At 59.5% G+C, this 21601-nt stretch carries 25 protein-coding genes and 1 pseudogene; 12 read left to right on the plus strand and 14 right to left on the minus strand.

Translation table 11 applies throughout. The features are described from left to right. Positions 1-96: 96 nt before the first annotated feature. Positions 97-669 (plus strand): cytochrome b, encoded by a 573-nt coding sequence (locus tag BK665_RS03735; RefSeq protein ID WP_123402980.1) that lies wholly within the window; start codon positions 97-99, stop codon positions 667-669. Between the two features lie 51 nt (positions 670-720). Here the strand turns inward: BK665_RS03735 and BK665_RS03740 are convergent, their stop codons facing one another. From BK665_RS03740 to ggt, 9 genes are all read right to left on the minus strand, one after another. Beyond that, positions 721-1179 carry a GNAT family N-acetyltransferase gene (locus BK665_RS03740; RefSeq protein ID WP_123402982.1) on the minus strand — a complete coding sequence of 153 codons (459 nt, stop codon included), beginning with the start codon at positions 1177-1179 and terminating at the stop codon, positions 721-723. 235 nt (positions 1180-1414) lie between these two features. Further along, positions 1415-3232, minus strand: coding sequence for an amidohydrolase (locus BK665_RS03745; protein WP_123402984.1), 1818 nt, complete (start codon positions 3230-3232; stop codon positions 1415-1417). A gap of 132 nt (positions 3233-3364) precedes the next feature. Then, positions 3365-4375, minus strand: a complete 1011-nt coding sequence (locus BK665_RS03750; RefSeq protein WP_123402986.1) for a helix-turn-helix transcriptional regulator — start codon at positions 4373-4375, stop codon at positions 3365-3367. A gap of 114 nt (positions 4376-4489) precedes the next feature. Further along, positions 4490-5701 carry a multidrug effflux MFS transporter gene (locus tag BK665_RS03755; RefSeq protein WP_123402988.1) on the minus strand — a complete coding sequence of 404 codons (1212 nt, stop codon included), beginning with the start codon at positions 5699-5701 and terminating at the stop codon, positions 4490-4492. Next, complete coding sequence (locus BK665_RS03760; protein WP_123402990.1) at positions 5694-6671, minus strand: diiron oxygenase; 978 nt, start codon at positions 6669-6671, stop codon at positions 5694-5696. The genes BK665_RS03755 and BK665_RS03760 overlap by 8 nt, the downstream gene beginning before the upstream one ends. Next, positions 6671-7756 carry a SagB family peptide dehydrogenase gene (locus tag BK665_RS03765; protein WP_123402992.1) on the minus strand — a complete coding sequence of 362 codons (1086 nt, stop codon included), beginning with the start codon at positions 7754-7756 and terminating at the stop codon, positions 6671-6673. The genes BK665_RS03760 and BK665_RS03765 overlap by 1 nt, the downstream gene beginning before the upstream one ends. 691 nt (positions 7757-8447) lie before the next feature. After that, positions 8448-9068, minus strand: coding sequence for a YajG family lipoprotein (locus tag BK665_RS03770; protein WP_123402994.1), 621 nt, complete (start codon positions 9066-9068; stop codon positions 8448-8450). Between the two features lie 144 nt (positions 9069-9212). Then, positions 9213-9746, minus strand: a complete 534-nt coding sequence (locus BK665_RS03775; protein ID WP_123402996.1) for a cysteine hydrolase family protein — start codon at positions 9744-9746, stop codon at positions 9213-9215. Positions 9747-9815: 69 nt separating this feature from the next. Continuing rightward, positions 9816-11543: a gamma-glutamyltransferase gene (gene ggt / locus BK665_RS03780; RefSeq protein WP_123402998.1), complete on the minus strand. Its 1728-nt coding sequence runs from the start codon at positions 11541-11543 to the stop codon at positions 9816-9818. A 148-nt stretch (positions 11544-11691) separates the two neighbouring features. Here ggt and BK665_RS03785 point away from each other — a divergent pair, with 148 nt between their 5' ends. Further along, positions 11692-12207 (plus strand): methylated-DNA--[protein]-cysteine S-methyltransferase, encoded by a 516-nt coding sequence (locus BK665_RS03785; protein ID WP_123403000.1) that lies wholly within the window; start codon positions 11692-11694, stop codon positions 12205-12207. A 133-nt stretch (positions 12208-12340) separates the two neighbouring features. On the opposite strand, the gene BK665_RS03790 is transcribed toward BK665_RS03785, so the two are convergent. The 4 genes and pseudogenes from BK665_RS03790 to BK665_RS03805 form a co-directional block, all read right to left on the minus strand. Next, positions 12341-12934 carry an NUDIX domain-containing protein gene (locus tag BK665_RS03790; RefSeq protein WP_123403002.1) on the minus strand — a complete coding sequence of 198 codons (594 nt, stop codon included), beginning with the start codon at positions 12932-12934 and terminating at the stop codon, positions 12341-12343. 143 nt (positions 12935-13077) lie between these two features. Next, positions 13078-14079, minus strand: a pseudogene (locus BK665_RS03795) (chitinase); the annotation flags it as partial. A 42-nt stretch (positions 14080-14121) separates the two neighbouring features. Next, positions 14122-14757: a lytic polysaccharide monooxygenase auxiliary activity family 9 protein gene (locus tag BK665_RS03800; RefSeq protein ID WP_123403006.1), complete on the minus strand. Its 636-nt coding sequence runs from the start codon at positions 14755-14757 to the stop codon at positions 14122-14124. A 220-nt stretch (positions 14758-14977) separates the two neighbouring features. Then, positions 14978-15415 carry a hemerythrin domain-containing protein gene (locus BK665_RS03805; protein ID WP_123403008.1) on the minus strand — a complete coding sequence of 146 codons (438 nt, stop codon included), beginning with the start codon at positions 15413-15415 and terminating at the stop codon, positions 14978-14980. Positions 15416-15559: 144 nt separating this feature from the next. Here BK665_RS03805 and BK665_RS03810 point away from each other — a divergent pair, with 144 nt between their 5' ends. Continuing rightward, positions 15560-15991, plus strand: coding sequence for a GNAT family N-acetyltransferase (locus BK665_RS03810; RefSeq protein WP_123403010.1), 432 nt, complete (start codon positions 15560-15562; stop codon positions 15989-15991). A gap of 118 nt (positions 15992-16109) precedes the next feature. On the opposite strand, the gene BK665_RS03815 is transcribed toward BK665_RS03810, so the two are convergent. Next, positions 16110-16460, minus strand: a complete 351-nt coding sequence (locus BK665_RS03815; RefSeq protein WP_123403012.1) for a hypothetical protein — start codon at positions 16458-16460, stop codon at positions 16110-16112. Positions 16461-16609: 149 nt separating this feature from the next. Here BK665_RS03815 and BK665_RS03825 point away from each other — a divergent pair, with 149 nt between their 5' ends. The 9 genes from BK665_RS03825 (at position 16610) to BK665_RS03865 (ending at position 21594) form a co-directional block, all read left to right on the plus strand. Beyond that, a complete protein-coding gene (locus tag BK665_RS03825) occupies positions 16610-16855 on the plus strand; it encodes a hypothetical protein (RefSeq protein ID WP_054053620.1) in 246 nt (81 codons plus the stop codon). A gap of 21 nt (positions 16856-16876) precedes the next feature. Further along, a complete protein-coding gene (locus BK665_RS03830; protein WP_123403014.1) occupies positions 16877-17206 on the plus strand; it encodes a DUF6388 family protein in 330 nt (109 codons plus the stop codon). A 35-nt stretch (positions 17207-17241) separates the two neighbouring features. Further along, the gene (locus tag BK665_RS03835; RefSeq protein WP_123403016.1) at positions 17242-17946 is read left to right on the plus strand and encodes a YoaK family protein; all 705 of its coding nucleotides are present in this window, start codon (positions 17242-17244) and stop codon (positions 17944-17946) included. Between the two features lie 177 nt (positions 17947-18123). Further along, positions 18124-18516, plus strand: coding sequence for a sulfurtransferase complex subunit TusD (gene tusD, locus BK665_RS03840; protein WP_123403131.1), 393 nt, complete (start codon positions 18124-18126; stop codon positions 18514-18516). A 1-nt stretch (position 18517) separates the two neighbouring features. Next, a complete protein-coding gene (tusC, locus tag BK665_RS03845) occupies positions 18518-18880 on the plus strand; it encodes a sulfurtransferase complex subunit TusC (protein ID WP_123403018.1) in 363 nt (120 codons plus the stop codon). Then, positions 18880-19173: a sulfurtransferase complex subunit TusB gene (gene tusB, locus BK665_RS03850; RefSeq protein ID WP_123403020.1), complete on the plus strand. Its 294-nt coding sequence runs from the start codon at positions 18880-18882 to the stop codon at positions 19171-19173. The genes tusC and tusB overlap by 1 nt, the downstream gene beginning before the upstream one ends. Continuing rightward, positions 19170-19505, plus strand: a complete 336-nt coding sequence (locus BK665_RS03855; protein WP_123403022.1) for a TusE/DsrC/DsvC family sulfur relay protein — start codon at positions 19170-19172, stop codon at positions 19503-19505. Before tusB ends, BK665_RS03855 begins: the two co-directional genes overlap by 4 nt. Next, the gene (locus BK665_RS03860; RefSeq protein WP_123403024.1) at positions 19502-20503 is read left to right on the plus strand and encodes a glycosyl transferase family protein; all 1002 of its coding nucleotides are present in this window, start codon (positions 19502-19504) and stop codon (positions 20501-20503) included. Before BK665_RS03855 ends, BK665_RS03860 begins: the two co-directional genes overlap by 4 nt. Before the next feature lie 89 nt (positions 20504-20592). Continuing rightward, positions 20593-21594 (plus strand): glutathione S-transferase family protein, encoded by a 1002-nt coding sequence (locus BK665_RS03865; protein ID WP_123403026.1) that lies wholly within the window; start codon positions 20593-20595, stop codon positions 21592-21594. Positions 21595-21601 lie beyond the last annotated feature (7 nt).

The following is a 21601-nucleotide window of genomic DNA, read 5'->3' on the forward strand; positions in this document are numbered from 1 at the left end:
CTTCAGATTGCCTTAAGGCTGTACAGGCACGGTGGCGCCGGCCAAACCAGGCTGCGCGAATGAGTCGCCAGCCCTCCAGACTTCACGAGGCCCGTTATGACCCGCGATTCAGTCGCTCACCGCTATGGAAAACTGTCGATCACCTTGCATTGGCTGATGCTGGCACTGTTTGTTGGCGTCTACGCCTGCATCGAAATCAAAGGGCTGCTGCCCCGTGGCAGCACTGCTAAAAGCCTGTTCATGGGGCTGCATGGCGTATTCGGTATCAGCATTTTTGTGTTGGTCTGGGTCCGATTGCTCGGACGCCTGACACCACGTCCGCCGATCACCCCGGCCCCGCCGGGCTGGCAAACCGGCGTGTCGCACCTGATGCACTTGGCGCTTTATGTGTTGATGATTGTTACGCCCGTGTTGGGCTGGTTGACCCTGGCCGTCGCCGGCAAATCGATGCCTTATTTCGGCTTCCCGTTGCTCTCGCCGGTGGCCGCTGATCCGGACCTGGCCAAGCAGATTAAGTATTGGCATGAACTGCTCGGCAGCAGCGGTTACTGGTTGATCGGTTTGCACGCCGCAGCGGGGTTGTTCCATCACTACTGGGTGCGGGACAACACCTTGATGCGCATGCTGCCAGGGCGTTCCGGCGTCGTTGTCAAACAGCGTCAGCGTTGACCGAGCATCACCCGTCAGGGTAACGAGGGGCTTGCCGCTTTCGCTGCGCGATCAACCCCGCGTCAAATCCAGGCAATAGGTGTAATACCCCGTATCCCGCACATACCCCAGCGACTCGTAGAGCCGCTGTGCCCCGACGTTATCCGTCGCCGTTTCCAGCACCAAACCCTTCGCCCCCGTGGACAACGCAAAGTCGCGGGCGGCGTTCATCAGCAATCGCCCTACCCCACGCTCCCTCACCGCCGGTGCGGTGAAAAGATCACTGAGCAGCCAGGTGCGGTGGGCGTCGATGGAGGAAAACGTCGGGTACAACTGGACGAAACCCAAGGCATCGCCGTTGTCGTCCAGGGCGAGAAAAATGGCGGACTCACCCTGGGCAATGCGCTCGGCGATGAAGGCTCGGGACTGCGCCAGGTTTGAGGGCTGTTTGTAGAAGCCTCGGTAGGCGTCGAAAAGAGGCGCGATTTGGTCGAGGTGGCTGGCGTCGGCGCGTTGGGCATGCAGTGTCATGGAGGTTCCCTTGCGTAAGGTTTGGTCCGGGCGAAGCGAATAGCAAAACACAGTCCGGCAGACACTCACCAGACCTGCACCGGGTTTCAGCACTGGGGGGCTGGCGACTTGCCCGATGGCAGCCAACCGGTGACGGCTATGGTTTTGGCTGGCAGCACAACAGGGTCAGGGGGCGAGTCGTACCGTGTGGCAAGGGAACCCGGTTCCCTCGCCACCCTTCTGATGCCAGTATTTTTTATAGTTGTTGAACGCCAACAAACGGTGCCTTGGCCCACACCACTTTGCCGCCGACCATGGTCAACAACACGTTATTGCGCGCCAGTTCAGCCTCGGGCACTTGCATGAAGTTCTTGTCCAGCACGATCAAATCCGCGAACTTGCCGACTTCGACCGAACCCACCACTGCGTCCAGCTTCAACTGCTCGGCGGCGTTGAGGGTGATGGTGCGCAGCACTTCCTCCCGGGACAGCGCCGGCTCAGCGTTCAGCCTGCCCGCATAGTTGGGGCCGTAGCTGTGGGGGTTCTGCGGATCGCCGGAGCGGGTGACGCCGATTTTCAACGCGAGGAATTCGTCGAGCGGGTCCACCGGCCAGTCGCTGCCATAGGCTACGCGACCGCCCGCCCGGGCGATGCTGCCCGACGGTTCCATGCGGGCAAACCGCGCAGCGCCGAGGTGATCGCTGGTGCCATCGACGGTGGACGGTGCCTGCTGCGCCCACTGGAACGACATGTTGGCGGTCACGTCCAGTGCCTTGAAACGCGGATAGTCCGCCGGGTCCACTTCCTCATTGTGAGTAATGGTCGGGCGAAAGGCGTTGCCCGGCAGTTGATGGCGCACGTATTCGATGCTGTCCAGGGAATCGCGCACCGCCCGGTCGCCAGTGGCATGCAGGTGCGGATCGAAACCGGCCTCAACCGCTTTCAGCAGCAGCGGATTGAGCACTTGCGGCGGGAAGTACAGTTCGCCGACGTTCTTGCCGGCGGTCCACTTCGGCGCCTTGTCGGTGCCCGAGTTGTGCAAGTACGGCGTCAACATCGCCCCCGTATCCGCAGGGGCGTTGATGATGCCGTCCATAAACAATTTGACGTGACGCATGCTCACGCCCGGCGCGACTTTGGTTTCGCCCTGGTCGTAGGTAGTGGCCAGGGTCTTGGCGTCGGCGATGGTTTTTGCCGGGTCGGTGGCTGCGGCGGCCGGGTCGAGTTTGATGGCCAGCAACGCCCGGGCGGTCAATTCGCCGGACTGCTGCAAGGTCGTGAAGGCCTTGCCATTCTCCGGCCCCGACAAGGCGTCGAAGAAACTGGTGATGCCTTGCTGACGCATGGCGTCGAGTGCGGCGCGGGTCTGGGTCAGTTTTTCGGCGTCGGTGGCGGGCGGCACCACGGCGGCCATGGTGTCGGCGGCGCCGTCCTCGCAAATACCGTTGGGGTTGCCGGCGCTGTCACGCATGTACTTGCCGTCACTTGGGTTGGGCGTGTTTTTAGTGATGCCGGCCACTTCCAGGCCCCGGGAGTTTGTCAGCACGGTATGGAAATCGGTGGAACGCACCTGAATCGGGCGTTTGGTCTTGAGCGCATCCAGGGTCGATTTGTCCGGGTCGCCGTCGAGGCCGTCCATGCCCATGCGATCCCAACTGCCGACCTCCAGCCACACGTCGGGGCCTTTGTCCTTCTCGGCATCGAGGCAGGCTTGAATGGTGTTCTGGAATTCCTTGCGGGTCATGGTCTGGTATTTCAGGTCGCACAAGGTCATGGCGCGGCCGCCGTCGCCGGGATGCATGTGTGCGTCGATGAAGCCCGGCATCAGCATGCGCCCGGCCAGATCAATCAGTTGGGTCTGTTTGCCAATGTAGGCAGCAACCCCTTCATCGCTGCCGACATACACGATCTTGCCGCCGGTCACGGCAATCGCCTGTTGCACCGAGTTCTTGCCATCGACGGTGTAGACGTAGCCATTGCGCATGACCATATCGGCGCCGGTCGAGCCGTTGCTCTGGCACCCCACCAACGCCGTCGTCGCCGCAACCGCGATAAATAGCCTGGAAAATTTCAACTGCCTCACCCCTGTTCTTATTAGTTTTGGAAGTGCCCGAACAGACTGTCGCGCCAGCCCGTGGCAGGCAGGGCCTACCCTATAGCGCGCAGTCGAAATCCGGACCTCCACAAATGAGGAGGGGTCAGGCAATTAGTGGGAAATACGCCGGGTATCGTGGGGCGGCGAACGCAGGACCGAACCCAGTTCCACCTTGCTCTTCACGCCGAGCTGCAAATAGCAGTTGCGCAAGTAAGTGCGCACCGTCGCCGGGCTCAGGCCCAGGGTCTTGGCGATTTCCTTGTAGGAATGGCCGGCGGCGAACAGCATCGCCGCGGTGCGTTCCCGTGGCGCCAGCACCGCACCCCGGGATTGCGCTTCGAGGGACAGAATCACCTGCTCGGCGTTCGGGCTCAGGGTCAGCGCGCAACGACCGAAGCGGATCACGCACGGCGCCTTGGCCAGTTGCGCGATCACCTCACAGGGCAACATCGAACCGCTCCACCCCGGCAGTTCACGCTGGATCGCAGCACACAGGCTGGCGCCCACATACAGCAGACTGCCGTCGAGTCGGGCGATGCCGAAGTCGGTCGCGCCGCTGCCGGTGTCGAAGCGAATCATGTCCTGCACCTGGAACCGCCAGAGTTGCAGCAAATGATCGCAGAACGCCGAAAACAACTGAGCCTCATTGTCGCTGAACCCCAGCGCATCCACGCCACGGTACAGGCAGACGAAAAACAGCAAGCCGCTTTCGGGCAATTCGAAGGTGATGCACATCGGATGGTAGAGGTCGTGACGACGCGCGAAGTCGTTCACTTCTTCACTCGGGTCGGTATAGCCGCTTTCACGCACCACCGCGCCGAGCTGGCTGAGGGTGTCGTTGGAAAACTTGTCGATGGCCGCACACAAGTGCCATTCCGCCGCGAAGGACTCCGGCAGATTGATGCGCCCGTGCATCCAGCTTTGGGGCGGTGCCTCGGCGTCCGCCGCCGACATCTCGCCCCACCAGGCGGAAGCGAACGGCACCAGTTCGCTGAACGCGTGCAGGCCGTCCTCGATGAATTGCGAGTCACCGCGATCCCGGGCGAGGCGACCGAGATGCAGCACGCAGCGGTTGAATGCGCTGAGCGCGGCCATGGCACCGACGTCGTGACCCTCCCCCATTGTTCTTGTCCTGTTGGCTGCATGGCGTATCCGCTGGACGATGCCACAGGCACCACAATCGCGTCCATTCAGAACGTCATCGAACCACCGCGAACAGAAACGCAGCGGAAACGATCAGTGAACATTGCCTGGCAACCTGGCGTCACGATTAACGCGCTGGATGATGAGCAGACCAATGGCGCTCAAGACAATAAAGCTCATGGCCAACGTCATTTGCAGATCAAAGGGGCTGAGGTTGACCAAGGCACTGATCAGCCCGCCACAGGTAAAGATCAAGGTATTGCCCACCGAGGCCGAGGCCCCGGCATTTTCCGGAAACAGCTCCATCGCCCGGGAAGTGGCGGCGGGTCGCGTGATGGTCGTGCCCGCCGTGCAAATGATCATGGGCACCAGCACCGTCACCGGGGTCAGGCCGTACTCGTTCGCCAGCAGCGCCATGACGATCCCGGCGAAAAAAATCAGGCATAAGCCGGTGATGATTTGTGTTCCGCTGGCCATGCGCTTGTTCAACACACCGGCGATGACTCCGCCAATCACGTAGGCCGCGCCATACAGCAGCAGCGTCAGCGAGAATTCATAGCTGCTCATGTGCAACTGCTCCATGAACACCAGTGGCGACACCACGATGAACGAGAAGTGGCAGGCAAAGACGATGGCTGAGATCAGCCAGTAGGCCATGAACCGGAAGTGACTGCAGAGCTGCCGGTAAGCTTTGAAAATATTGACACGCCGCCCTGCGGGGGTGGGTGGCGGGTTGTCCAGTGACCTCAGCGCCTTCAAGAACACCAGCGCAGCAATGACGCTGAACACATAGAAGCTGCCCTGCCAGTCCATCAACTTCTGCAACAACGTACCCGCCAGGGGTGAAATTGAAATGAAGATCCCGCTGGCTGTCACCATCAGTATCCGCAAGCGATCGCGTTCTTTGCCGACAAACAGGTCCTGGACCAGCGCCTGAGACAGGACGAAGCAGCCACACCCCACCGCCTGAACCACACGAAACACCAGGAAATACCCGTAGCTGCTGGCCCAGACACAGCCCAAGGCCCCGAAGATCGACACCGCCATACCGGCCAGGAGCAGATTCTTGCGCCCGAACGCATCCGATAAGGGGCCGATCAGCAATTGCGACAGGGAAATACCGATCGCAAAAAGGCTGACGGACAAGGCGATGTCTGACGTCGTGGTACTGAAGTGCTGCGACAGGGAGGGAAAAGAAGGCAGGAGTACGTCAATCGGGAACACGCCCAGCATGACCATCGTTATCAGCAGCACGACGGCACCGACCTTGGTGGTCGTGGTATTGCGTTCCTTGACTTCAAGCATCGATGAGTCCTGATTGGCTGAACAATGTCCGGTGGGCATCCTGCTCGAAAAAACCGGCGCGCTTCATGGCTTGCAGTGTCGCGGCAGCACTGGAGCGAGCACGCTGGGCGCGGGCACCGGGCGCCTGTAACTGCTGGATGATGTCAGTTGCCTCGAGCGCACAAATGCCAGCGCTGGCCAGGCTGGCGCCCAACCACTGCTCATCCACTTCGGAAAAAACGAAGATGATGTCGATCAGATGCCTGGCCGAGTCTTGTTGCAGCTCTGGCGACAATCTTGGCCACAGGTATTGGAACACCTCGGAAAAATAGCGGCTGTGCCGGGCTTCATCTTCCAGATGCTCCCGGAACATCTGGTACACCGTGCAAACCAGCGTGTTGCCCGTAAGGTCCAGCAGTTCCTTGGCAATAATGGTCTCGGAAACAAAGCCGACAAAAAACCACATCAGCGGACGGTATTCATCTGTGCATGTGCCCAGCAGGTCAAGCAGCAGGCGGATACGTTTTGGCGGTGCGTCCCACACGGGCATGTCATAAAAGCGTGCCACTTGTTCAGCCAGTTTGAAGGAGAACAGCGCGTGGTAACCCTCGTCGGTATACAACTGCAAGGCTGCAATTTTCATTGCATGGGGCAGCTCGATTCCCAATTCGTCATGAATCAGGGTTTCGACCGAACGGTTGACGATCTTATGTTCCAGGATCGTCGTGTAGTTCAGAAAATAGACCAGATGATTCGCCGCCAAACGATGCCGGGTTTGCTGCGAAGACTGCCGAATGACGGGATGTTTGAAGTAATGAATAAACGAGGGTGGAAACCAGTCTTTGCTGTGTAACTGCTGTTGGACTTCAGCGACAGGCGGCAATAGATAACTGGTTTTCTTACTGCGAACAGCCGAACGATTATCCCAATCACCCAGTGTGTATTGACGATTCGCGCCGGGCACGGTGGTTGAAGTGCTGGAAGTCGGCATTATTGTTGCCGCTCCCGAAGTTCTATAAGCGCCTTGAGTTCCTTGCACTGTGTTTGTCCATCGCCGTAGCCACTTCCCACGAAAAACAGTGGTTGTTCTGCCGTACCTTCCAATCCCAACAACTGCTCTACCTGTTCGTCACACAGTGCACCGGTTAACCAAGTAGCCAATCCCAGGCTTGTGGCTGCTAGTTGAAAGGTTTGTGAAATATGCCCGGCCTCGACATACGCCATGCGATAAGCACGCGAGTGTTCGTACTTCCACCATAACTTGTCAAAACGTGCGGTCAGAAACAGCCCCAATGGCAACTCATTGATGAAGTGTTGCCCGGCCAGAAGTTGCCCCAACGGTTCGGATGAGAGCGAATGGACCCGTCTCAAGGCATGGCGGTCCGGGTGGTAATAATAGAGGCCTGGGTCCAGCCCCTCGATCCTCGCGGCGTAGACATAACCTTCGCAAGCATTCAGACCTCCGCCGGAAGGACTGCTGCGTCGCGACCGAAGTGCTGCGGGGACGCAAGCATCCGTATCGCCTTCGCGCTCCTTGAGGTAGCCCAGCGACAGGTAAAGCAGCACGCTCAAATCGTCCAGGGTGATGGCCTGTGGTGAAAACGAGCGTGAGGTTTTTCTGTCAAGCAGGACTTGCGTGAGGGCATTGCCAGTCCTCTCCAGCTCAGGTGCCGGCAAGCAGATCAGCTCATCGCTGGAGTAGTGCCCGGCAAAGCGATCGGCCGGTGGCTGGGTGTCGAGCACCTGTTCGCAATGGTCCAGGTATTGCGCGGACCATTCGTGAATATCACGGGGGACTTGTTCCAAAGGCAGGTTCTTGGTGCCGACATGAAAGATCTTCGACAGTACGTCCCAACCCCATTCGGCTTGGGGTCTTTCATCGTGGGAAAAGAGTCCGGCTGCCAGGAAGGCCGAGTCGATTTCGAGGGTGCTGTCAAACGAAGAGGGGTCCTCGACAAGTTGTATCAGTCGAGTGGAATATTGTGAGTCCAGTTCAAACTGAGTGTGGTCCTTGTAGTTCCACACAACGATAAAAGGCGATCGAGCAATAATAAAAATGTCTGGGTTTATATGCATTGTTATCGGTAACCCTGAGCTTAATAGCGATGAGCTGGGCAATGAAACGCCCAGCCCATCAATCACTTCACTTAACGGGCTTTAGCCGCAGTGAGGCAGTTCAGGTTGGCGATTTTTTTCGATTCTAGTTGGATAGCTTTCATGAGTCTTACTCCTAACTGATTGAGAGTGATGCCGCTTCAATGCGACGCCCCAGAGTCTAGCCAACAATACTGAGCATGCAAGCGGGATGTTTAATTCTCTTCCTTCGCTGCGAACGAACATACAACGAGAACAAAGTTCACCGAAACTAAAATTTGATGAGTGCACCTCTGCTGCAGATGATCAACCTGCCCTTTTCACCCGTGATGTAGGGCCCCCATTCATTACGCTTTACTCGCTACCGAAGTGGAATATTTATAAATTAAATACAACTTTAAAAATTCAATACATCAACTTTCCGCGATCACCTCTCGCGGATTGTTGTTGTGTTTCAGGATGGGGCAAACGCAAAACAAATGTGGGAGCGGGCTTGCTCGCGAAAGCGGTGTGTCAGGCAACAGTGTTATCGACTGGGCCGACGCCTTCGCGAGCAAGCTTTGCTCCTACAGGAGATGGGGCAAACGCAGAACGACTGATCCCCTCTTCAGGCGAGCACTGCCCCTAATAAAAACGGGCGCCTCGTAGGCGCCCGTTTTGTTTAACCGATGGCTTACAGATTCTTGGCCATGGTGTCAGTGACGGTTTTCAACGCTTGCTCAGTGCTTTGTTTCCAGTCGTTGTCGGTCACGGCCTGCACGCCTTCACGGTTCTGGCCAAAGATTTCCACCGGTGGCGCCGAGGTGCCGGTGTCGACTTTCAGGTGCACTTTGTTGTTCACGCCGACGGTCAGGAAGCCCGGTGACATCCACGACCAGAACTCGATGACATGCACGGTGACCGCTTGGGTGTCGACGGTTTTTTCGCTGCTAGGCACTACGCGGTAACCCGCCTGACCGTAGGCTGCGGCGATGCTCTTGGCGATCAGGTCGCTGAGTTTGGTGCCTTCGGGCAGCAACACGTCGCCCAGCCCTTTGCCGTAGCCGTTGCGTTTACGGGCAATGGCGCGCTCGGTGATGGATTTATCGTTGATCTCGCCTTCCTTGAGGGACGGGATCTCCGGGAGCTCAGGCTTGAGTTCGAAGCGGCGCTCGTCGAGCACGCTGATGAAGACTTTCTGGCCATTGCCATTCGCCGCTGGCGGCGTGGTGATGTCCACCACGGAACGGCTGGTTGCGCAGCCAAACAACGCGGTGCTCGCCAGCAACAGGCAGGCGAGTTTGAGGTGTTTCATGACGACTCCGGTCATTGTGATCAGTCCACTTTTCGGTTCGGGAAGGCAAACGTGTCTCGCGCTCTGGCGCGATCACTAAAGATCGGCCGCAGGGCGACTTTCATGAGTCGCCGCGGCTGCTTTTTGCGGGGAAGCGGACGTGGATTAAATGCGGATTTCAGCCGTCGGCAGCACGTCGATCCGCGCAACAGGGCCTGTCAGGTGCGCGAGGTCGGCGTTGTGTTCGGCGATGATGTCGGCGGCGGCGAGGTTGCCGTTGTCGACGGTGGAATGGGCGTCGGCGGCGAGCACCACGTCAAAGCTCAGGTTCAGGGCCTGGCGCACGGTGGCGTTGACGCAATAGTCGGTTTGCAGGCCGCAGATGATCAGGCGATCCGTGCCCTGGTCTTGCAGCAAGGCTTGCAGGTGAGTGTGGTAGAACGAATCCCGGGTGGTTTTACGCACGCGCAGGTCTTGCGGTGACGTCTCCAGGCCGTCGGCCAACTGCCAGCCCTTGGAGCCGTGTTGCAGCAGGTCACCCTTCTCTTCGTGCTGGATCAGGACCACCGGTATCCCGGTTTCCCTGGCTTTGGCGCTCAAGTCATTGATGTTCTGGATGACGCGTTTGATGTCGAAGCACTCGTATTCACCTGTGCACAGGGCCTGTTGTACGTCAATGATCAGCAGTGCGGTGCTCATGGGTTCCTTCCTTGTAAGACGTCGGGTCAGGGGACGAAAAATAGATCCGTCCCCTTTAAAACACAACCCTTAATAGCCCAACGACAACCCGGTATTGCGCCGTGGATCATTCGCGCCGTAATAGCGGTTTTTGCCCACCGGTTTGCCCCCCAGCGAAGGGGCGCCGACCAGGATCGCCGCGACGTGGTTGGCATCCTGCGGTCCGGCGAATTTATGGCCCCAGCTTTCGAGCAGTTTCACCGTGTCCGGGCTGGTGGTGAAGGTCTCCAGGTTGGTTTCTTCCGGCAACCATTGCTGGTGGAAACGCGGCGCGTCCACCGCTTCCTGGATGTTCATGCCGTAGTCGATCACGTTGAGGATGGTCAGCAAGGTGGCGGTGATGATGCGGCTGCCACCCGGCGTGCCGACAACCATCACCACTTTGCCGTCCTTGGTGACGATGGTCGGGCTCATTGAGGAAAGCGGTGCCTTGCCGGGCGCGATGGCATTGGCCTCCCCTTGCACCAGGCCGTACATGTTCGGCACGCCGATCTTCGAGGTGAAATCGTCCATTTCGTCGTTGAGGATCACCCCGGTCTTGCTCGCCATGACCCCGGCGCCGAACCAGTCGTTGAGGGTGTAGGTCATCGACACCGCGTTGCCCCATTTGTCGACAATGGAGAAGTGCGTGGTGTTGCTGCCTTCATGGGGCGCAACGCCGGGTTTGATGTCCCGCGACACGCCGGCCTTTTGCGGTTCGATGGCGGCGCGCAGTTTGGTCGCGTAGTTTTTATCCAGCAGGTGGTCGAGCGGGTTCTTCACGAAATCCGGGTCGCCGAGGTAGCTGTTGCGGTCCACATAGGCGTGGCGCATCGCTTCAATCTGGTAGTGCATGCCCTGGGCCGAGTGGTAGCCCAGGTCTTTCATCGGGTAGCCGTCGAGGATGTTCATGATCTCGCAGATCACGACCCCGCCGGAGCTTGGTGGTGGCGCCGAGACCACGTGGTAGCCACGGTAGTCACACTCCACCGGGGCCAGTTCGCGGGTCTTGTATTTGTCGAGGTCGGCCTGGGTGATGATGCCCTTGTTGGCCTGGCTGGAGGTGACAATGGCGTCCGCCACCCAGCCTTTATAGAAACCGTCGGCGCCCTTCGCGGAAATTTCCCGCAGGGTTTTGGCCAGGTCCTTTTGCACCAGTTTTTGCCCGACCTGCATCGGCTCGCCTTTGTTCAGGAAGATCGAGCCCGAATCGCGCATGTCCTTCTTGAACACGTCAGTGGCGTATTCCAGCAGATCGACATCGCCCTGCTCCAGCTCGAAACCGTCTTCAGCCAGCTTGATCGCCGGGGCGATCACTTCCTTGCGCGGCTTGGTGCCGTATTTGCTCAGGGCCAGTTCCATGCCGGACACGGTGCCCGGCACGCCGACGGCCAAGTGACCACGGGTGCTCAGGTCCGGGACGACGTTGCCGTCCTTGTCCAGGTACATGTTCGCGGTGGCGGCCAGGGGGGCTTTTTCGCGGAAATCGAGGAAGGTTTTGCGCCCGTCCGCCAGTTGAATGGTCATGAAACCGCCGCCGCCCAGGTTGCCCGCCGCGGGATAGACCACCGCCAGTGCATAGGCCACCGCGACCGCGGCATCCACGGCGTTGCCGCCGTTTTTCAGTTCATCCACGCCCACATGGGTGGCCAGGTGCTGGGCCGTCACCACCATGCCGTTTTCCGCCGCGACCGGGGCCACGGAGGCTGCGAAAGCACTGAGGCAACTGAGGGCCAAGGAGGTCGCTATCAGCGATTTGGCAAAAGGTTCGAACTTCATGATTCGGTCTCTTTTTTGTTTTTAGGCTCTGCCATAACAGAGGGAACGCTTCAAGAGCAGTAGCCAGTATGGCTGGGATTGCGCATTGCGCCTCCCCGATGAAGCAGTATGCTGGGCGCCCGTTCAGCCTTTTGCGGAGTTCGCCGGCATGAGTTTTACCTTCATCACCCTGCCCTCCCCGGTGGGCGAGTTGAAGCTGGTCGCGAACGGTTCGAGACTGGCGGCCATCCTCTGGGAAAACGACAAACCGAACCGTGTGCGCCTGGGTGCGATGACCGAGGCGCCAGACAATCCGATCCTGCTGCGCACTGCTCGACAATTGCAGGAATACTTTGCCGGCACGCGCATTCAGTTTGACCTGGAGCTGGATTTCGTCGGCACGGCGTTCCAGAAAAAGGTCTGGCAGGCGCTGCTGACCATCCCGTTTGGCCAGACTCGCAGCTACAGCGAGATTGCCCAGCAGATTGGCAACCCCAGCGCCGTGCGGGCGGTTGGCGCGGCGAATGGCAAGAACCCGATCTCGATTGTGGCGCCGTGCCATCGGGTGATTGGGGCGTCGGGGAAGTTGACGGGGTTTGCCGGGGGGCTTGAGGCCAAGGAACGGCTGTTGACGCTGGAGGGTTGTGAGTGGGCGGGCGCTCGCCGGACGGGTGAGCTGTTTTGAGCTGACGGGCACAAAACCTGTGGGAGCGGGCTTGCTCGCGAAGGCGGCGTGCCAGTCGCCATCCATGTTGGATGTGAAGGCGCCTTCGCGGGCAAGCCTCGCTCCTACAGGGGTCGTTGTGTGCCAGTTGCCTTCAGGCAGGTTCGAAGATGTTTTTCATCGCCGCGTATTGCAGCAGCATGATGGTCTTCGCATCGCAGACCTCACCGCGATAAAACGCCTCAAGTGCCGCGTCGAACGACCACTCCAGCACTTCCAGTTCCTCGGTCTCTTCCTCCAGCCCTCCGCCTTCGCTGACTTTGGATGCCGCGTCATATTCGGCAATGAAGAAGTGCAGCTTTTCGGTGACCGAACCCGGGCTCATGTAGGACTCGAAGACTTTCTGCACATGGTGCACGCGATACCCGGTTTCTTCCTCGGCCTCCGCACGAATGCGTTCTTCGGGGTCGGCGCCCTCAAGCAATCCGGCCGCCACTTCGATCAGCAATCCATCGTGACCATTGACGAACACCGGCAGCCGAAACTGGCGCGTCAGCACCACGGTTTTTTTCTCGCGGTTGAACAACAGGATCGCCGCGCCATTGCCACGGTCGTAGACCTCACGGGTCTGGCGCTGCCATTCGCCGTTGTTGCGCTGGTAGTCGAAGGTGATTTTCTTCAGCAAGTACCAGTCGTGGGACAACACCTGGGTTTCAATGAGGTTGACCCGCTCGGCTGTTTTCACCATGACACCACATCCTTTTTTCGTCAGAAGAACCCCATGGTAGGCGAAAACCAAAAAGCCCGGCACCTCTGCCGGGCTTCTTTTTACGGCTGGCTGGCGACTTCAGGTGCCACGCTTGCTTCCTCGTGGGAAGAAAGACGCGTGCCGTTGATCAACGGCCCGTAGCGACGGCTGAACTCCCAGTTGTAGGGCACGTGGTCTTTGTTGACCCCGTTGTCCCAGTTCACCGACCAGGTCATCAGGCCTTTGATCGACAAGCCTTTGGCGTCGAGACGCTTGAAGGCGTTCACCACCGCCGCCGGGTTGATCACGTAACCGGTGGCCGCTGCGTCGACGTTGGCCGGCAGGCCGATGACGAACTTGTTCGCCGGGATTTTGGTGAAGCCGCGAGTCCCGCTCACCAGGCTTTCGGTCAGGTAAAACAGGAAATCCTCCTTCATCCCGTCGTTGTTCTGGGCGATCCACGCACCATTGCCGTTGTTGGCTTCCTGCACCCAGATGCCATCGCCGCCCTGGTTGTAATACTGCGGGGCGATGAAGTCGTAGTAGCCTTCCAGGGCCTGGATATAACCGACGTATTTGCCGGTGGTGGTCAGGTAAGGGAACTCCGGGGCCATGCTGATGATGAAGTGTTTGCCTTCCCCGGCGTAATGGTCCTTGACCAGTTTCAGCGCGGCAGGCAGGACGGTCTTGTTGTCGGCGAAATCAATCGCGCTCTGTTCAAGATCAATGTCCAGGCCATCGAAGCCATAGGTTTCCACCAAACGAATGATCTCGTTGGCCAGGGGTTGTTCGTTGCCTTTGTGCAACTCGATATGCGCATCGGCGCCACCGAGGGAAATCAGCACCGCCCGGCCCTGGCTGTTGAGCACGCCGACCTGGCGGCGAAACTCGGCATCAGTCAGGTTGTACGGCTTGAAGGTCGGGATGCCGTTGCCCTTCATGAAGGCCACGGCCACCACGTTGTAATCCTTCGGCACATCCTGCAGCGCGATGTTGGCGAACTGGCCACGCTGATAGCCGTCACTCGGGCCGGCAGGCCAGTTGTGCCAGAAGCCCATCAGGATTTTTTTGCCGGCAATGCTCGGCATCAACGAAGCGGCGTCGCTGAGTTGGGATTTGAGCAGCGTAAAGTCAATCTTTGACATGTTCTATTCCTTCAGAACGTGTGGAGGGTTAACGCAGGGGGCTTACTTGAAGTCCACGTCGAACGCTTGGTAGAAGGCGTTGCCGGTGTTGGCCACGATCCACATCAGCACGATCACGTGGTGGCCTTTTTTGTTGGCCGGCAATTTCACTTCGTGGTTGACCTTGGCCACCATCTCAGCGGAATGGCTGTAGTACGGGACCTGGGTGTAGAAATCGTCGGAGAACGATTTCGGCTCCAGTTGCGCGCGGCTGATGCGCTGTTTCGGGTCCCAGCCGTCCTTGGTAATGAACCAGCTATAGCCACGGGTGACGTGGGGGGCGGTGTATTTCCAGGTGACCTTGAAGGTCTGGCCCGGGTCGACGTTCAACAGCGGCCAGGCGAATGGACGGCCAAGTTTTCGGCTCAACTCTTCGTTGGTGAAGTTGACGCAATCACGCTGATCGACTTTGCCACCACTGAGGATATGGCCGTCGGCGGGAGGGGTAACGCTGTCGCTGTCGGTTTGATATGGGGCCTGGAACGGGCCGGCGGTCAGCGCAGGGAAGTTCTTGCCGCCCTCCATTTCGTTGACCTGCCAATCACCCAGCAGCCCCAGTTCGATGGCGACTGCGCCACGGCTGGAAGGGGACGTGACACGACCGTGTCGCAGTTGAGCCTGAGTCTCTGGTTTGTTCATTTTTTTCACTCCATTGATTTAAGAACTCTCCTTCGAGGAGAGGCCTTCAACCTAACGGAGCTGCTTTTTTTGTCCACCGACCCCTTTATCGCGTCTGGCGGTGTCGACTTGGCGAATCGCCAGCAAATACTGGATGGATAAACAGTATCTGGAGCCAAGTCCTACGCCTCCTGTAGCAGAAGGCCTACACCGCGAGGCAGCAATCGGAACCATTCTCAGCTCAGGGAAGCTGCGCTTTGTATTCCTTTTCGTACTGGCCGGCGAGGAATTCTTTCTGCTTGTCATTGAGCAATTTGCCGGCCATCTGGAAGAACTTCTGCTCTTCTTCCTTAAGGTGGTGATGGACCTTCTCGGAGAGCTTTTTCGCCGTCACCAGCCAGGTCGGATCAGACATCTCGGTCTCGTCCAGGGTCTCCATCATTTCGTCCATTTCATGGTGTTCGGAAATGGCATGGCGGCTCAGGTCGACACCGTTGTCGAACTCCATCAGCGGAATGTAGAAATGCCGCTCTTCCGCGGTTTCATGGGCCTGGAGTTCGGCTTTGAGCTGCTTGTAGGCCTCGACCCGTTCCGGGGTGTCGCCACTGGTCTTGATCAGGGCATCGGCATAACCGCGCTGACGGTCGTGGCTTTCGCGCAGGGCTTCGAAAATGTTCATGGGCTCTCCTCATGGCCGCGTTCTGGAAATGACGCTCTAGAGGCTAGACATCTGCGCGCTGGCGGCGGTTCCACCGGCGTTCGGGGATGGAACAATGGCGGCGGGCCAGATAGTCTGCGGGGTCACCGCCATAAGGACGTAGCCATGACCTTGCATATTGAACGCTCGCTGGACCCCACCCACGAAGAACGCGAGGCCATCCTCGCACCGCTACGCGTCTACAACGCGGCGCATGCGGGGCCTGCCAAGCCGGAGCCGGTTGCCTTGCTGGTGCGCGACGACCACGGCGAGATTCTCGGCGGGTTGTATGGCCGGGTGTTAGATCAGTGGCTGTTTATCGAATTGCTATCGGTGCCGGAACAGGCCCGGGGCCAGGGCATGGGTTCCCGGCTGATGGCGATGGTCGAGGAGTTGGCGCGAGAGAAGGAATGCGTGGGGATCTGGCTCGACACCTTCAGTTTCCAGGCGCCGGCGTTTTACACGAAGCTGGGATACAGCGAGTTCGGTCACATCGCTGACTACCCGCCTGGGCATAAGCGCCACTTCTTCCAGAAGCGCCTGATCAATCTCGAATAAATCCCCCCTGTGGGAGCGGGCTTGCTCGCGAAAGCGGTGGATCAGCCAACATCAATGTTGAATGAAAAGCCGCCTTCGCGAGCAAGCCCGCTCCCACAAGGGTCGGTGGTGTTCTTGCTTACAAACAAGTCGCCAACGCCGCCAACCGGCGTTTGGTCACGAAATCATCGTGCTGCGAGTAGAAATCCAGCTGCGTACCGGACGCGTCGCTGCTCAAGTCCACGAACACTTCTGCCGACCGGGTGTACACCGTCGAACCGCCCTTCTTGCCCGGTTGCAGGTAAGCCCCGGCATCCACGCCGAACACCGCTTCGTCCTGCCAGGCGAATTGCACGCACTGGGCGACGACTTTTTCCGGTTTGTTCGAGGTCAAGGTCTTGGTCGGGGTCTTGGTGCGGGAGTCGTCCATTACCGAGCCCGCGCAGCCCGCCAGCAGGGTTGCGGCCAGCGCCACCATCAAAATTCGCATTGTGTTCGCTCATCGAGAAAAAGCGGACTGTATCACCGTGGCGCGGCCTATCGTTCTGCTTTACTTCATTTATAGCGCGACACCGCGTGACGATTCGCGCACCCTGTCGCGCAATTAACAGCGCATCACCTCTTTTTCTGGAAAGCCACATGACACCTAACGCCGAATTCTACAAACCCACCGCCGAATACGCCGACAAGCTAATCAGCCAGATCGGCCAGACCCCGTCCTGGATTGCCAAGCGCATTGGCGTCACCGACAAGCGGATTCGCTACATCCTCGACGGCGAACGCACCGTCAAAGGCGAAACCACGCCGATCCAGATGACCTACCCCGAGCAGTTCGCCCTCGAATGCCTGGCCGCCGCAGCCAAGGCCAAGAAGCAGTCTTCGTAACCCGGCCTTCAAGGAGCGACCATGGCAGCCACCGAACAGCAACACGAACAGGCCCTGAAGAAGTTTCTCGATGAGCACCCGGAGTTGCGCCACGACCTCGACAATCTCAATCCGCTGCTGGCCCAGGCCAAGGGCGAAACCGCCGCGCAGTATCGCGACGAGCGCCTGCACGAAGCCTTCGAAGCCGAGGCCGAGCGCCTGGGGTTGTTTGCCTGGGAGCTGACGCTGCAACTGACCGCGCCCACCGCCGAGGACTACCAGGCCCAGCGCATGGAAGTGCACAAGGAAGTCGCTGAAATGGCCGGCATGGACTGGCTGGAGTATTGCGAGTTATATGGATTGAGCAAGTGACCACCATGGTCACTGCCTGAGGACGATTTACGCCGATGCTGCCATCCGCCTCGACTCACCGGGCCAGCCCTGGCCACCTGCATATCCAGAAATGGCGCGGGCGCATCGGCATGACGCTGGTCGCCACACTTTCGGTGCTCGCCGGCATGACCGATGCCATCGGCTTCATGGCCAGCGGCGATTTCGTGTCGTTCATGAGCGGCAACACTACCCGGCTCGCCGTGGCTATCAGCGATGGCGACCTGGGGCTGACCCTGCGCCTGTTGATCCTCGTAGCCACGTTCATCATCGGTAATGCGTTGGGTATTGTGGTCAGCCGACTCGGCGGACGCCGGGCGCTGCCGTTGCTGCTGTGCATCGCCACCCTGCTCTGCGGCGCCGCGGCGTGGCCCTATGACGAACAACTGCCGGCGCTGCTGGCGGCGATCATTGCCATGGGCATGCTCAATGCCGCCGTGGAAGAAGTGAACGGACTGCCGGTCGGCCTGACCTACGTCACCGGCGCCCTGTCGCGCTTCGGCCGGGGCCTGGGGCGCTGGATGCTGGGCGAGCGGCGCAATGGCTGGCGGGTGCAACTGATTCCCTGGACCGGCATGTTCGCCGGCGCGGTACTCGGCGCGGTGCTGGAACATCACCTGGGGCTCAAGGCGTTGTTTGTCAGCGGTTTGCTGGCCGGGGTGGTGGGATTGCTGTCGCTGAAGATTCCGCGGCGCTGGCAGTTGGGCTACATGCCGCGCTAATCGCCGGGCACCGCTCCCACAGGGATTTGTGGTGGACTTCAATGTAATACCTGAAGCAAAACCCCTGTGGGAGCGCGCCTGCTCGCGAAGGCAGCGACCCGGTCCGCGAGCAAACGCCCTTCGCCGCTCCGGCGATAAAGCTTTATCATGGCCGCAGTTTTGCTGATCGAGTCCGTCATGAAGTTCGCCATCGCGCTGTTTTCCGCTGCCCATGCGCCCTCCTCGCGCCGTGCCTTGCTGTTCGCCCAGGCGGCACTGGCCGGCGGGCATGAGATTGTCCGGCTGTTTTTCTACCAGGATGGCGTCTATAACGCGTCCGCCAGCGTGGTCACGCCCCAGGACGAACAGGACTTGCCCAAGCAATGGCGCGCGTTTGTCGCCGAGCATCAATTGGACGGCGTAGTCTGCATCGCCGCCGCCCTGCGTCGAGGCGTGTTGAACGAAGAAGAAGCCAAGCGCTATCAGCGCGAAGCCGTAGCGGTCAGCGCGCCGTGGGAATTATCCGGCCTCGGTCAATTGCATGACGCGGTGCAAGACGCCGACCGCCTGATCTGTTTTGGAGGCGCGTGAGATGGCTAAATCCTTGTTGGTGATCAGCCGTCAGGCGCCATGGTCCGGTCCTAGCGCCCGGGAAGCGCTGGACATCGTGCTGGCTGGCGGCGCATTCGATCTGCCGATCGGCCTGCTGTTTCTCGATGACGGCGTATTGCAGCTCGCTGCCCGTCAGGACGCCAAGGCCCTGCAACAAAAAGACCTGAGCGCCAACCTGCAAGCGCTGCCGATGTTCGGTGTCGAAGACCTGTTTGTCTGCGCCGACAGTGCCGCCGAACGGGGCCTGGACCCGAGCGCTCTGGCGCTTGAAGAGGCCCAGGTGCTGGCCGCCGATGAAATCACCGCCCTTATCGACCGTTATGACCAGGTGATCACCCTCTGATGTCGACTTTGCATGTGTTGTCTCACTCCCCCTTCGGCGACGATCGCCTGAGCAGTTGCCTGCGGGTGATCGGCGCTAATGATGCGCTGCTGCTGTCCGGCGACGCGGCGTATGCCTTGCAACCCGGCACCGCGCCGTTCAATGCGCTGCACGCCCGCAACCTGAAACTGTTCGTGCTGGCCGAAGATGCCCAGGCCCGCGCACTGAATGTTCCGGACTGGGCCGAAGCCATCGATTACCCGGCCTTCGTCGAGTTGTCGATTCACTACGACAAGGTCAACAGTTGGCTATGAATTCCCTGACGGTCGGCGCCCGCGCCATCGAGCTGGACAAGGACGGTTTCCTGGTCGAACTGAGCGACTGGTCGTTTGAGGTCGCCAGTGCTTTGGCCGCTGCCGAAGACATCGAGTTGAGCCCCGAACACTGGGAAATCCTCGAGCTGCTGCGCAGTTTCTACGACGAATTCCAGCTGTCTCCGGCGACGCGCCCGCTGATCAAATACACCGCGTTGAAGCTCGGTCCGGAAAAAGGCAACAGCCTGCACCTGAACCGACTGTTCAAAGGCACCCCTGCCAAACTCGCCGCGAAACTGGCGGGCCTGCCCAAACCGACGAATTGCTTATGACCAACTTCCCAGCGCTGACCCTCGAAACCCCCGCCGAGCACCCGTTCGCCCAGTTCGTGCGAATCCTCGGCAAAGGCAAGCGCGGCGCCCGCGACCTGACTCGCGAGGAAGCCCGGCAAGCCATGGGTTTCGTGCTCGACGATAAAGTCGAGGACACTCAGCTCGGCGCGTTCCTGATGCTGTTGCGGCACAAGGAAGAAAGCGCCGAGGAGATGGCCGGGTTTACCGAAGCCTTGCGTGAGCGCTTGCAGGCGCCGGCATTGAAGGTCGATCTGGACTGGCCGACCTATGCCGGCAAGAAGCGTCACTTGCCGTGGTATCTGCTGGCGGCCAAGTGCCTGGCGCAGAACGGCGTGCGGATCTTTATGCATGGCGGCGGCGCGCACACGGCCGGTCGCTTGTACAGCGAGCAACTGTTGGAAGGCTTGAAGATCCCATTGTGCCGCGACTGGCAACAGGTCGGCGCAGCCCTGGATCACGGTGGCCTGGCGTTCATGCCACTGGTGGATTGGGCGCCGCAATTGCAGCGCATGATCGACCTGCGCAACACCCTGGGCCTGCGTTCACCGATCCATTCCCTGGCGCGGATTCTCAATCCGCTGGGCGCTCGCTGCGGGCTGCAAAGCATTTTCCATCCGGGCTACCAGGCTGTACACCGCGACGCCAGCGGCTTGCTCGGCGACACCGCGATTGTGGTCAAGGGCGATGGTGGCGAAATCGAGATCAACCCGGACGCCGACAGTCACTTGTACGGCACCACTGGCGGCGCAAGCTGGGATGAGGAATGGCCGCAACTGTCGACGCAACGCCACGTCAAACCGGCGTCCCTCGACCCTGAGCATCTGAAAGCCGTGTGGCGCGGGGATGTGGTCGACAGCTATCCGCAAATGGCCCTGATTTCCACCATGGCCCTGGCCCTGCGTGGCCTCGGCCAGACCCGCGAGCAAGCCTTCGAAACCGCCCAGCAGTATTGGGATGCGCGGGATAGATCGATTTAACCGATCATAACTGCCCAACCTTTGCGCTATTTAATCGAACCTATGCGCATAGACTCCTCTCCAACGCTTATTGGTTGAGGAGTCTTGAAATGGGTTTGTTAGTTGAAGGCCGCTGGCACGACCAGTGGTACGAAAGCAGCAAGGACGGCGCGTTCCAGCGCGAACAGGCGCAACGCCGCAACTGGGTCACCACTGACGGCCAGCCGGGCCCGAGCGGTGTCGGTGGCTTTGCCGCCGAGGCCGGGCGCTATCACCTCTACGTGTCCCTCGCCTGCCCTTGGGCGCACCGCACGCTGATCCTGCGCAAACTCAAAGGTCTTGAATCCCAGATCGATGTGTCGGTGGTCAGTTGGTTGATGCTGGAAAACGGCTGGACCTTCGACCAGAGCCTCGGCTCCACCGGCGACAAGCTCGACCATTTCAACTTCATGCACCAGCGCTATACCGCTGACACTGCCGACTACACCGGTCGTGTCACTGTGCCGGTGCTGTGGGACAAACAGCAGCAGCGTATCGTCAGCAATGAATCGGCGGAAATCATCCGCATGTTCAACAGCGCGTTTGATGACCTGACGGGCAACGATCTGGATTTCTACCCGGCACCGCTGCGCAGCGAAATCGATGCGTTGAACGAACGGATTTATCCGGCGGTGAACAACGGTGTGTACCGCGCCGGGTTTGCCACGTCGCAAAAGGCCTATGAAGAAGCGTTCGATGATGTGTTTGCCGAGCTGGATCGACTGGAATCGCTGCTAGGCGAGAACCGCTATCTGGTGGGTGAATACCTGACGGAAGCGGACATTCGGTTGTTCACCACACTGATTCGTTTTGACGCGGTGTATTACGGACACTTCAAGTGCAACCTGCGGCGGATTGCCGATTATCCGAATCTGTCGAACTGGCTGCGGGAGTTGTATCAGTGGCCGGGGATTGCCGAGACGGTGGATTTCGAACACATCAAGAATCACTACTACGGCAGCCACAAGACCATCAACCCGACGGGTATTGTGCCGAAAGGGCCGGCGCAGGATTTCACAGCGGCCCATGATCGGGCGCGGTTGAGTGGGAAAGGGGTTTGGCGTAGGGCCTGATATATGT

The organism is Pseudomonas frederiksbergensis (assembly GCF_003732665.1).
Classification (GTDB): domain Bacteria; phylum Pseudomonadota; class Gammaproteobacteria; order Pseudomonadales; family Pseudomonadaceae; genus Aquipseudomonas; species Aquipseudomonas frederiksbergensis_G.